This is a genomic window from Enterobacter sp. UPMP2061, from assembly GCF_053709615.1.
In genome coordinates this window covers 684756-697659 of sequence record NZ_JBSKJP010000001.1, presented here as the reverse complement: position 1 = coordinate 697659, position 12904 = coordinate 684756, and the positions used below count along the sequence as shown (strand labels likewise).

Annotated in this window: 10 protein-coding genes; 4 read left to right on the top strand and 6 right to left on the bottom strand. The window is 52.0% G+C overall.

The window, feature by feature from the left end; all coding sequences use genetic code 11:
* Positions 1 to 64 precede the first annotated feature (64 nt).
* From ihfB to ACWKXX_RS03245, 6 genes are all read right to left on the bottom strand, one after another.
* Positions 65 to 352, bottom strand: a complete 288-nt coding sequence (gene ihfB, locus ACWKXX_RS03270) for an integration host factor subunit beta (RefSeq protein ID WP_003858233.1) — start codon at positions 350 to 352, stop codon at positions 65 to 67.
* Positions 353 to 522: 170 nt separating this feature from the next.
* Entirely contained in the window at positions 523 to 2196 is a 1674-nt protein-coding gene (gene rpsA / locus ACWKXX_RS03265; RefSeq protein WP_003858235.1) for a 30S ribosomal protein S1, read from the bottom strand.
* 111 nt (positions 2197 to 2307) lie between these two features.
* On the bottom strand, positions 2308 to 2991 hold the full coding sequence (cmk, locus tag ACWKXX_RS03260) for a (d)CMP kinase (RefSeq protein ID WP_015570968.1): 684 nt from the start codon (positions 2989 to 2991) through the stop codon (positions 2308 to 2310).
* A 185-nt stretch (positions 2992 to 3176) separates the two neighbouring features.
* Positions 3177 to 4460 (bottom strand): 3-phosphoshikimate 1-carboxyvinyltransferase, encoded by a 1284-nt coding sequence (gene aroA / locus ACWKXX_RS03255; RefSeq protein WP_032647891.1) that lies wholly within the window; start codon positions 4458 to 4460, stop codon positions 3177 to 3179.
* Between the two features lie 68 nt (positions 4461 to 4528).
* Entirely contained in the window at positions 4529 to 5617 is a 1089-nt protein-coding gene (serC, locus tag ACWKXX_RS03250; protein WP_017384829.1) for a 3-phosphoserine/phosphohydroxythreonine transaminase, read from the bottom strand.
* Positions 5618 to 5779: 162 nt separating this feature from the next.
* Positions 5780 to 6472: a DUF421 domain-containing protein gene (locus tag ACWKXX_RS03245; RefSeq protein WP_017384830.1), complete on the bottom strand. Its 693-nt coding sequence runs from the start codon at positions 6470 to 6472 to the stop codon at positions 5780 to 5782.
* Positions 6473 to 6599: 127 nt separating this feature from the next.
* Here ACWKXX_RS03245 and ycaO point away from each other — a divergent pair, with 127 nt between their 5' ends.
* From ycaO to pflA, 4 genes are all read left to right on the top strand, one after another.
* Complete coding sequence (gene ycaO / locus ACWKXX_RS03240) at positions 6600 to 8360, top strand: 30S ribosomal protein S12 methylthiotransferase accessory factor YcaO (RefSeq protein ID WP_261666335.1); 1761 nt, start codon at positions 6600 to 6602, stop codon at positions 8358 to 8360.
* A gap of 405 nt (positions 8361 to 8765) precedes the next feature.
* Positions 8766 to 9623: a formate transporter FocA gene (gene focA / locus ACWKXX_RS03235; RefSeq protein WP_017384832.1), complete on the top strand. Its 858-nt coding sequence runs from the start codon at positions 8766 to 8768 to the stop codon at positions 9621 to 9623.
* 51 nt (positions 9624 to 9674) lie between these two features.
* Complete coding sequence (gene pflB, locus ACWKXX_RS03230) at positions 9675 to 11957, top strand: formate C-acetyltransferase (RefSeq protein ID WP_015570975.1); 2283 nt, start codon at positions 9675 to 9677, stop codon at positions 11955 to 11957.
* 203 nt (positions 11958 to 12160) lie between these two features.
* On the top strand, positions 12161 to 12901 hold the full coding sequence (gene pflA / locus ACWKXX_RS03225) for a pyruvate formate lyase 1-activating protein (protein ID WP_003858250.1): 741 nt from the start codon (positions 12161 to 12163) through the stop codon (positions 12899 to 12901).
* Positions 12902 to 12904 lie beyond the last annotated feature (3 nt).

Here is a 12904-nt window from a genome sequence, read left to right as displayed (position 1 = left end):
CGGGATACAAAAAAAGCACCCTAAGGTGCTTTCTTTAAACTCAGTTTAACCCTGATGATTAAACTCAGTTACCGTAAATATTGGCGCGATCGCGCAGTTCTTTACCCGGCTTAAAGTGCGGAACATACTTTCCTTCCAGCTCCACTTTATCGCCAGTCTTCGGGTTACGCCCGGTACGTGGTGCACGATAGTGCAGAGAAAAACTACCGAAACCGCGGATTTCAATGCGCTCGCCCTGGGCAAGAGTGGTAGCCATATGCTCCAGCATCTCTTTAACGGCATCTTCCACAGCCTTGGCAGGGATATGCGGTTGCTGACTGGCAAGTCTTTCAATCAATTCTGACTTGGTCATGATTCCTCCGGTTCCTTTCAAACCCATTAGCTGAACAGCTTATTAAACAAGGGCGGCCGTAGCCGCCCTTTGTTATTGATTACAGGACGAATCCTGCAATCTGTCAAGTCTGCTCTCCATCCTTCGCGCTGTAAATGCGTTACAGCTCAAATGATGGTGCGAACCTGAACTTACTCGCCTTTAGCTGCTTTGAAAGCTTCAGCCATTGCGTTGTTAGAGAAGTTTGCATCTTCCTGTTTGTTCACAGTTGCGATTGCATCTTTCTCATCAGCTTCGTCTTTAGCACGAACAGACAGGCTGATTGCACGGTTCTTACGGTCAACACCGGTGAACTTAGCTTCAACGTCGTCACCAACGCTCAGAACCAGAGTTGCATCTTCAACGCGGTCACGTGAAGCTTCGGAAGCGCGCAGGTAACCTTCAACGCCGTCAGCCAGTTCTACGGTTGCGCCTTTAGCGTCAACAGCAGTCACTTTACCGTTTACGATTGCGCCTTTCTTGTTCAGTGCAACCCAGTTGTTGAACGGATCTTCTGCGAGCTGTTTAACGCCCAGGGAGATACGCTCACGCTCTGCGTCAACTTGCAGAACAACTGCTGCGATTTCGTCGCCTTTTTTGTATTCACGAACTGCTTCTTCGCCTGCAACGTTCCAGGAGATGTCAGACAGGTGAACCAGGCCATCGATGCCGCCGTCCAGGCCGATGAAGATACCGAAGTCAGTGATAGACTTGATTTTACCTTCAACACGGTCGCCCTTGTTGTGGGTTTCCGCGAACTGCTGCCATGGGTTGTTTTTGCACTGCTTCAGGCCCAGGGAGATACGACGACGTTCTTCGTCGATATCCAGAACCATCACTTCCACTACATCACCAACGTTAACAACTTTGGATGGGTGGATGTTTTTGTTGGTCCAGTCCATTTCGGAAACGTGCACCAGACCTTCAACGCCTTCTTCGATTTCAACGAAGCAGCCGTAGTCAGTCAGGTTGGTAACGCGACCAGTCAGTTTAGTACCTTCTGGGTAACGCTTAGCGATAGCTACCCATGGATCTTCGCCCAGCTGTTTCAGGCCGAGGGATACACGAGTACGCTCGCGGTCGAACTTCAGCACTTTAACAGTGATTTCGTCGCCCACGTTCACGATTTCGCTTGGGTGCTTAACGCGTTTCCACGCCATGTCGGTGATGTGCAGCAGGCCATCAACGCCGCCCAGGTCAACGAATGCGCCGTAGTCAGTGAGGTTCTTAACGATACCTTTGACTTCCATGCCTTCCTGCAGGTTTTCCAGCAGCTGATCGCGTTCTGCGCTGTTTTCGGATTCGATAACGGCACGACGGGAAACAACAACGTTGTTACGCTTCTGGTCCAGCTTGATTACTTTGAACTCAAGCTCTTTGCCTTCGAGGTGCAGGGTGTCACGGACTGGACGAACGTCTACCAGAGAACCTGGCAGGAACGCACGAATACCATTCAGCTCAACAGTGAAGCCACCTTTAACTTTGCCGTTGATAACACCGACCACAGTTTCAGCTTCTTCGTAAGCTTTTTCCAGCGTGATCCATGCTTCGTGACGTTTAGCTTTCTCACGAGACAGCAGGGTTTCGCCGAAGCCGTCTTCTACTGCGTCCAGAGCAACGTCAACTTCGTCACCAACCTGGATTTCCAGCTCGCCCTGGGCGTTTTTGAACTGCTCAGCCGGGATGGCAGACTCAGATTTCAGACCGGCGTCAACCAGTACAACGTCTTTGTCGATAGCAACAACAACGCCACGAACGATGGAACCCGGACGGGTTTCGATTTCTTTTAAGGATTCTTCAAACAGTTGAGCAAAAGATTCAGTCATGTTTAATCTTCAGGTTAATATTAACGTCCACCTGGCTCCGTGCCGGATGGGGTTGTTTCACATACCCGCCGTCAATCCATTGCAGCGGGGGTACTGCTAAATCGGTCGCGATTACGCGAGTGCCAGTTTTTGGCGCGCATATTGTAGCGCTTTTTCAATCACTTGCTCAATAGTTAAACTGGTTGAATCCAGCACTAATGCGTCTTGCGCGGGAACAAGTGGTGCGACGGCGCGGTTACGATCGCGGTCATCGCGCTCTTTTATCTCGGATAAAAGGCGATCAAAGTTAACACTAAACCCCTTTTCCTGCAACTGAAGCATGCGGCGTTGAGCACGTTCTTCTGAAGAGGCGTCAAGGAAAATTTTCACTGGCGCATCGGGGAATACCACGGTTCCCATGTCGCGGCCGTCGGCGATCAGCCCCGGCGCTTCACGGAAACCGCGCTGGCGACGTAACAGCGCTTCACGAACGCGTGGGAAAGCCGCCACCTGAGAGGCCGCATTGGCCACTTCTTGCGTACGGATTTCACCGCTGACATCTTCCCCTTCCAGGATCACTTCAAGGTTGCCATCGGTCGAGACAAAGCGCACATCCAGATGCGCAGCCAGCGGTACCAGCGCTTCTTCAGACGCAACATCCACATGATGATGCAGCGCAGCCAGCGCCAGCACGCGATAGATTGCTCCCGAATCTAAAAGATGCCATTGCAATGCTTCCGCCATCGCTTTGCACAGAGTACCTTTCCCTGCGCCACTTGGCCCATCAATGGTGATTACCGGGGCAATTGCCGTCATCTTTTTCTCCTTAATTAAGGCATACCGTTTACATGAACGCCGCGCATTATACGCGCCAACGTGCGCAACTGTTACCTTTGCGTGCAAATTACGGAATGATTGAAGCAGAGTGTAGAAGAAATGAAAGAGGATGAGTGTCAGAAAGCGTAAGGAAATGCCGCATCAGGTGATGCGGCATACGATCATCAGGCCAGGGTGCTAATGCGCGCCAGCTGTTCGAAGTAGTCCGGGAACGTTTTTGCCGTACACTTCGGATCAAGGATAGTGACTGGCGTATCTGACAACGCCACCAGCGAGAAACACATCGCCATGCGGTGATCGTTGTAGGTGCCAATTTCTGCAAATTGCAGTTTTGCCGGCGGCGTGACGCGAATGTAGTCTTCGCCCTCTTCTACCTCGGCCCCCACTTTACGCAGCTCGGTTGCCATCGCGAACAGGCGGTCCGTCTCTTTCACACGCCAGTTGTAAATGTTTCGCAGCGTGGTGGTGCCTTTCGCAAACAGCGCAGCGGTGGCAATGGTCATCGCCGCATCCGGAATATGGTTCATATCCATATCGATGGCGTTCAGCTCACCGTGGGTGCAGGAGATGAAGTCATCGCCCCAGGTCACCACCGCGCCCATTTTTTCCAGCACGTCAGCAAAACGGATATCGCCCTGCACGCTGTTGCGGCCAATGCCCGTCACTTTAACCGTACCGCCTTTAATCGCGCCTGCGGCAAGGAAATAGGAGGCGGATGAAGCATCGCCTTCAACCAGGTAGTGGCCCGGGGAGTGATACTGCTGCGCTCCGCGCACCACGAAACGCTGATAAGACTGGTTTTCCACCTCAACACCAAAGGTGTTCATCAGGTGCAGGGTGATATCAATGTACGGCTTAGAAACCAGGTCGCCTTTAATGTTGATGACGGTGTCCTGTGGTGCCAGCGGTGCGGTCATCAGCAGCGCGGTCAGGAACTGGCTGGAAACGCTACCGTCAACCTCAACATTGCCGCCAGTGAATCCCCCGCGCAGACGCAGGGGCGGGTAATTTTCCTGCTCAAGATAATCAATCTGCGCGCCGCCCTGACGCAGGGCATCCACCAGATGGCCGATCGGACGCTCTTTCATTCGCGGCTCACCGGTCAGCACAATATCGTTACTCCCCAGACACAGCGCTGCGGCCAGAGGACGCATCGCGGTACCGGCGTTACCCAGGAAAAGCTCCAGCGCTTCAGCAGAATGTAACGCGCCGCCGTTACCGGTGACTTCACAACGGGTACGATCGTCAGACAGCGCGTACTGAACGCCCAACGCTTTCAGTGCATTGAGCATATGGCGCACGTCATCGCTGTCCAGCAGATTAGTGAGGACGGTGGTGCCGTTTGCCAGAGCTGCCAGCAGCAGAGCGCGGTTCGAGACACTTTTTGAACCAGGCAGATTAATGGTGCCATCTACCCGCGCGATAGGTTGTAACGTCAGGGATTCCATGAAACTCAACTCTCAACTCAACATAATAAAAACCCCGCAGGAACGCTGCGGGGGTGAAAAACAGCCAATTAACCGTGACGACGTTCGAAGTCGATCATGAAATCAGTCAGGGCTTTAACGCCCTCCAGCGGCATGGCGTTATAGATAGAGGCGCGCATTCCGCCTACCACACGGTGGCCTTTCAGCGCATGCAGACCCGCCGCGAAGGACTCTTCCAGGAACACGTTATCCAGGTTGCTGTCCGCCAGCTGGAACGGCACGTTCATGCGCGAACGGTTAGTTTTGGCGACATCGTTACGGTAGAAATCGCTCTTGTCGATCACGCCGTACAGCAGTTCAGCCTTTTGCTGATTGATCTTATCCATCTGCGCCACACCGCCTTTTTGCTTCAGCCATTTGAAGACCAGGCCGGAGAGATACCAGGCAAACGTTGGTGGGGTGTTGAACATGGAATCGTTGTCGTTCAGGACGGTGTAATCCAGAATTGACGGGCAAGACTTATGGGCTTTCCCCAGCAGGTCTTCACGCACAATAACGATAGTCAGACCCGCAGGACCGATGTTTTTCTGGGCACCCGCGTAGATGACGCCGTAGCGGCTGACATCCAGCGGGGTGGACAGAATGGTTGAAGAGAGATCCGCCGTCACAATGACATTTTCGCCAAAGTCTGGCTCTTCGTGAATGGCAATACCGTCGATGGTTTCGTTCGGGCAGTAGTGAAGATACGCGGCGTTGTCAGAAAGCTGCCACTCACTCATCGGCTTCACGGCGCGCAGACCGTCAACGGTCACTTTGGCATCGATGACATTCGGCGTGCAATATTTGTGCGCTTCTTTTACCGCACTGGCCGCCCAGTAGCCGGCATCAACGTAATCAGCGGTGGTTTTGTCGCCCAGTAGATTGAGCGGGATACCCGCAAACTGGCCGCGTCCACCGCCGTGACAGAACAATACTTTGTAGTTCGAGGGAATGTTCAGCAGATCGCGAAAATCCTTTTCTGCTTCTTCCGCCACCTGAATAAACGCTTTACCCCGGTGGCTGACTTCCATCACCGACGTACCCAGACCGTTCCAGTCACACAGCTCCTGTTGAGCCTGTTTGAGCACGTCTGCCGGTAACATTGCCGGACCTGAACTGAAATTAAAGACTTGAGCCATTTCCCCTCACCACGCTAAAAGCCATAAGTTATAACTGTGGATATCGGTTTTATCATTCAGTGACACGCGCCGCAATGTCTAAAACTGATGGCCGAAGAAATGTGCCCCTCGTCACACAATACAATCTGCCGTACCGTTGTCACAAAACCGACAAAATCGCTGTCAGGTGTTACGTTTAGCCCGGCTAACCTTCGTCCATTCTGGATTCGTACAGCGGGGGCATAATTGATGTTCGCCCGCCTGCATAACCACGACATGACTACATTTTATGCAGGCGTACTCGCCCGCTTCAGGTACAGTTTTGTATCGCTCGATGAGCATATCCGGCAGGATGCACAGGCCGGGCTTCACCTCATCGTCGGAATAGTAATAGACGCTGATTTGACCATTCGTTTCCATAATCGCCAGACGCACCTGCCCCAGTTGCTCAACGCTGCTCAAACGGAGTTCCATAAAGAACTCAAACTCCGTCATATTGGCGCTTTGCACATTCTCCCAGGCCAGTTGACCATCTTCGACAATCACCACCGGCTTCCCTTCGAGCAGATCTTCCAGTTTCTCACTTTTCGACATCAGCCACATGACCAGCCGGTACAGCAGTGCAAGCGTCACGAAGACGATAAAGACCGGCACCATCGGCACATCGTCATAAAAGGCAACGTCCCCTGCCGCCGACCCCAGCGTCAGGATGATCAGCACTTCAAACAGCGACATCTGCCGCACGCCGCGACGTCCGGTGATTTTCAGAAACAGGAAAACGAGTACAAAGGTGTACAGGCTGCGCAGCGCTACTTCGCCTAAAAACTCAGGAGGGACTTTATCAAACGCCATCCGCTGGAGATCGAAAGCTTTCATTTTTTTATGCCTTAACAGTAGGTTACTGCTTATAAGCATAGTCCAGCCATTTATTTTCGCCGGAGATAGCACCCGTCACGCAAAACCCGTATCATTGCGCGCTTTACGTACGATAAAAGTGAACGCCATGACTCAAACGTTTATCCCCGGCAAAGACGCCGCTCTGGAAGATTCCATCGCTCGCTTCCAGCAGAAACTGACCGACCTGGGCTTTAATATCGAAGAAGCCTCCTGGCTGAATCCGGTGCCTCACGTCTGGTCCGTGCATATTCGCGACAAAGACTGTGCGCTGTGCTTTACCAACGGTAAAGGCGCGACCAAAAAAGCGGCGCTGGCCTCTGCGCTGGGTGAGTATTTTGAGCGTCTGTCCACCAACTACTTCTTCGCCGACTTCTGGCTGGGCGAAACTATTGCCAACGGTCCGTTCGTTCACTATCCGAACGAAAAATGGTTCCCGCTGACCGAAAACGATGAACTGCCGGAAGGCATTCTCGATGCCCGCCTGCGCGCGTTCTACGATCCGGAAAACGAACTGACCGGCAGCATGTTGATCGACCTGCAATCCGGCAATGAGGATCGTGGGATCTGCGCCCTGCCGTTCACCCGTCAGTCTGACGAGCAGACCGTTTATATCCCGATGAACATCGTCGGCAACCTGTATGTGTCTAACGGCATGTCTGCCGGTAATACCCGCAACGAAGCGCGCGTGCAGGGATTGTCTGAAGTTTTCGAGCGTCATATCAAAAACCGCATTATTGCTGAATCCATCAGCCTGCCGGAGATCCCGGCTGACGTGCTGGCGCGCTACCCGGGCGTGGTGGAATCCATCGCCAAACTGGAAGCAGAAGGTTTCCCAATCTTTGCTTATGACGGTTCTCTGGGCGGCAAATATCCGGTTATCTGCGTGGTACTGTTCAACCCGGCAAATGGCACCAGCTTCGCCTCCTTCGGCGCGCACCCGGACTTCGGCGTGGCGCTGGAGCGTACCGTAACCGAACTGCTGCAAGGTCGTAGCCTGAAAGATCTCGATGTCTTTACTCCGCCAACCTTTGATGACGAAGAAGTCGCCGAGCACACCAACCTCGAAACGCACTTCATCGACTCCAGCGGTTTGATCTCCTGGGATATGTTCAAACAGGACGCGGACTATCCGTTCGTGGACTGGAGCTTTGCCGGTACGACGGAAGAAGAATTCGCCACCCTGATGGCGATCTTCAACGCGGAAGATCAGGAAGTTTACATTGCCGACTATGAACACCTCGGCGTTTACGCGTGCCGTATTATTGTGCCAGGTATGTCGGACATTTATCCGGCAGAAGATCTGTGGCTGGCGAACAACAGCATGGGCGCGCATCTGCGTGAAACCCTGCTGGCCCTGCCAGGCAGCGAGTGGGATAAAGAAGATTATCTGAACCTGATCGCCCAGCTGGACGAAGAAGGACACGATGATTTCACCCGCGTGCGCGAACTGCTGGGTCTGGCGACCGGAAAAGATAACGGCTGGTACACCCTGCGCATCGGCGAGCTGAAAGCGATGCTGGCGCTGGCGGGCGGCGATCTGGATCAGGCTTTGGCCTGGACCGAGTGGACGATGGAGTTTAACCAGTCCGTCTTCTCCGCCGAGCGCACAAACTATTACCGTTGCCTGCAAACGCTGCTCCTGCTTTCTCAGGAAGACGACCGCGAGCCATTGCAGTATCTGAACGCCTTTGTACGTATGTACGGTGCGGATGCCGTTGAAGCTGCCAGCGCGGCGTTGAGCGGTGAAGAACCATTCTACGGCCTGCAAGCGGTTGACAACGATCTGAAAGCCTTCCCGGCGCATCAGTCACTGCTGAATGCGTATGAAAAATTGCAGAAGGCAAAAGCCGCTTACTGGTCAAAATAAGCGCATATAACATTAATGGCTGTAGGCGTATTCAATCGCCTGAGCTATATTACGGGGCAAGTTCATTGCCCCTTTTTTTTATTTTTCCGCAATGACGTTTAATTGTAATAATTAAGTTAACCACGGGTAAATATAAAAACGCTTACCTGAGCTTTACTGTTACTAATTATAATAAATACTCCATTTTAATTAACTGTTCCACGGGAGGCTGAAGGAAAAAATTCAACTCTTTTCATAACTTTTAAAATTTATTTTTATACGGATAATCAAATACTTACTCCGCTTTTGCTGTAAAACCATACACACTGCGGGCCTATAAGCCAGGCGAGATATGATCTATATCAATTTCTCTTCTATAATGCTTTGTTAGTATCTCGTCGCCGACTTAATAAAGAGAGAGTTAGTGTGAAAGCTGACAACCCTTTTGATCTATTACTCCCCGCTGCGATGGCGAAAGTTGCCGAAGAAGCGGGTGTCTACAAAGCCACGAAACATCCGATGACGACGTTCTTTCTGGCCATTACGGCTGGGGTGTTCATCTCCATCGCTTTCGTCTTCTATATCACAGCCACCACCGGCACTGCCGGGATGCCTTTCGGCATAGCGAAACTGATTGGTGGTATTTGCTTCTCACTGGGCCTGATTCTCTGCGTCATCTGCGGCGCCGACCTCTTCACCTCAACGGTGCTGATTGTGGTGGCAAAAGCCAGCGGAAGAATTACCTGGGGTCAACTGGGGCGCAACTGGCTCAACGTTTACGTTGGCAACCTGATTGGCTGTCTGCTCTTTGTTCTGTTGATGTGGCTCTCTGGCGAGTATATGACCGCCAACGGCGGTTGGGGGCTTAACGTCCTGCAAACCGCCGACCACAAAATGCACCATACATTTATCGAAGCTGTTGCTCTCGGCATCCTCGCAAACCTGATGGTCTGCCTGGCGGTCTGGATGAGCTACTCTGGTCGTAGCCTGATGGATAAAGCCATGATTATGGTTCTGCCGGTTGCGATGTTTGTTGCCAGCGGCTTTGAGCACAGTATTGCGAATATGTTCATGATCCCGATGGGGATTGTTATCCGCAACTTTGCAAGCCCGGAGTTCTGGACTGCTGTAGGTTCAACCCCGGAAAGTTTTTCACACCTGACTATTATGAACTTCATTACTGATAACCTGATCCCCGTCACTATCGGGAACATTATCGGTGGGGGTCTGTTAGTTGGGTTGACATACTGGGTCATTTACCTGCGTGGCGGCGATCATCATTAATGGTTGTCTCAGGCAGTAAATAAAAAATCCACTTAAGAAGGTAGGTGTTACATGTCCGAGCTTAATGAAAAGTTAGCCACAGCCTGGGAAGGTTTTACGAAAGGTGACTGGCAGAATGAAGTCAACGTCCGTGACTTCATTCAGAAAAACTATACTCCGTATGAAGGTGACGAATCCTTCCTGGCTGGTGCGACTGACGCAACCACCAAGCTGTGGGACAGCGTAATGGAAGGCGTTAAACTGGAAAACCGCACTCACGCGCCAGTTGATTTTGACACCTCCGTTGCTTCTACCATCACTTCTCACGATGCTGGCTACATCAACAAAGCCCTTGAGAAAATCGTTGGTCTGCAAACTGAAGCACCACTGAAACGCGCAATCATCCCGTTCGGTGGTATCAAAATGGTTGAAGGTTCCTGCAAAGCGTATAACCGCGAGCTGGACCCAATGCTGAAAAAAATCTTCACCGAATACCGTAAAACCCATAACCAGGGCGTATTCGATGTTTACACCAAAGACATTCTGAACTGCCGTAAATCTGGCGTTCTGACTGGTCTGCCAGATGCCTATGGCCGTGGCCGTATCATCGGTGACTACCGTCGCGTTGCGCTGTACGGTATCGACTTCCTGATGAAAGACAAATACGCACAGTTCGTCTCTCTCCAGTCTGACCTGGAAAACGGCGTAAACCTGGAAGCGACTATCCGTCTGCGTGAAGAGATCGCTGAACAGCACCGTGCGCTGGGTCAGATCAAAGAGATGGCGGCTAAATACGGCTGCGATATCTCTGGTCCTGCAACCAACGCTCAGGAAGCTATCCAGTGGACCTACTTCGGCTACCTGGCCGCTGTTAAGTCTCAGAACGGTGCAGCAATGTCCTTCGGCCGCGTATCCACCTTCCTGGATGCGTACATCGAACGTGACCTGAAAGCAGGCAAAATCACCGAACAAGACGCTCAGGAAATGATTGACCACCTGGTCATGAAACTGCGTATGGTTCGCTTCCTGCGTACCCCAGAATATGATGAGCTGTTCTCTGGTGACCCAATCTGGGCAACCGAATCTATCGGCGGTATGGGCGTAGATGGCCGTACTCTGGTAACCAAAAACAGCTTCCGCTTCCTGAACACCCTGTACACCATGGGTCCTTCTCCGGAGCCGAACATCACCGTTCTGTGGTCTGAAAAACTGCCTCTGAACTTCAAGAAATTCGCCGCTAAAGTGTCCATCGACACCTCTTCTCTGCAATACGAGAACGATGACCTGATGCGTCCTGACTTCAACAACGATGACTACGCTATCGCTTGCTGTGTAAGTCCAATGGTTGTTGGTAAGCAAATGCAGTTCTTCGGTGCGCGTGCAAACCTGGCGAAAACCATGCTTTACGCAATCAACGGCGGCGTTGATGAAAAACTGAAAATGCAGGTTGGTCCTAAGTCTGAACCGATCAAAGGCGACGTGCTGAACTATGACGAAGTCATGGAGCGCATGGACCACTTCATGGACTGGCTGGCTAAACAGTACGTGACCGCGCTGAACGTTATCCACTACATGCACGACAAGTACAGCTACGAAGCCTCTCTGATGGCGCTGCACGACCGTGACGTCGTTCGCACCATGGCGTGTGGTATCGCAGGTCTGTCCGTTGCGGCTGACTCCCTGTCTGCAATCAAATATGCGAAAGTTAAACCAATTCGTGACGAAGATGGTCTGGCTATCGACTTCGAAATCGAAGGCGAATATCCGCAGTTTGGTAACAACGACGCTCGCGTTGATGACATGGCGGTTGACCTGGTAGAACGTTTCATGAAGAAAATTCAGAAACTCACTACCTATCGTAACGCTATCCCGACTCAGTCTGTTCTGACCATCACCTCTAACGTTGTGTATGGTAAGAAAACCGGTAACACCCCAGACGGTCGTCGTGCTGGCGCGCCATTCGGCCCAGGTGCTAACCCAATGCACGGTCGTGACCAGAAAGGTGCGGTTGCCTCTCTGACCTCCGTTGCTAAACTGCCGTTTGCTTACGCGAAAGATGGTATCTCTTACACCTTCTCTATCGTGCCAAACGCGCTGGGTAAAGACGACGAAGTGCGTAAAACTAACCTGGCGGGTCTGATGGATGGTTACTTCCACCACGAAGCGTCCATCGAAGGTGGTCAGCACCTGAACGTGAACGTGATGAACCGTGAAATGCTGCTCGACGCGATGGAACACCCTGAGAAATATCCTCAGCTGACCATCCGCGTATCTGGTTACGCAGTACGTTTTAACTCCCTGACGAAAGAACAGCAGCAGGACGTTATTACCCGTACTTTCACTCAGTCCATGTAAGTGGAATTGACTGAAATCACGCGTTAAAAAGCGTACAATAAAGGCTCCACGCAAGTGGGGCCTTTTTAACACCCTCGCTTTATCAGTCTCTTTTGTCCGCTATCTATACTTAATGGATAACAGCCAAAACAGACTCGACATAGCCTTTGAGCTGTGCATCTACATAGGCCCCCGGATGGGCCAAATTCGGAGATATCACCGCAATGTCAATTATTGGTCGCATTCACTCCTTTGAATCCTGTGGCACCGTCGATGGCCCGGGGATCCGCTTTATCACTTTCTTCCAGGGCTGCCTGATGCGCTGCCTGTACTGCCATAACCGTGACACCTGGGACACCCATGGCGGTAAAGAAGTCACCGTTGAGGATCTGATGAAAGAGGTGGTGACCTATCGCCACTTCATGAATGCGTCCGGCGGTGGCGTGACGGCATCCGGCGGTGAAGCCATTCTTCAGGCTGAATTTGTGCGCGACTGGTTCCGCGCCTGCCACAAAGAAGGCATTCATACCTGCCTCGACACCAACGGCTTTGTGCGCCGTTACGATCCGGTTATTGATGAACTGCTTGAAGTGACCGATCTGGTGATGCTCGATCTCAAGCAGATGAACGATGAGATCCACCAGAATCTGGTTGGCGTTTCAAACCACCGTACGCTGGAATTTGCCAAATACATTGCCAATAAAGGCGTCAAGACCTGGATCCGCTACGTGGTGGTGCCGGGCTGGTCAGATGATGATGACTCTGCACATCGTCTGGGTGAATTTACCCGGGATATGGGTAACGTGGAGAAAATTGAACTCCTGCCCTATCACGAGCTGGGTAAACATAAATGGGTGGCGATGGGTGAAGAGTACAAACTCGATGGCGTGAAGCCGCCGAAAAAAGAGACGATGGAGCGCGTCAAAGGTATTCTTGAGCAGTATGGCCACAAGGTCATGTATTAACGA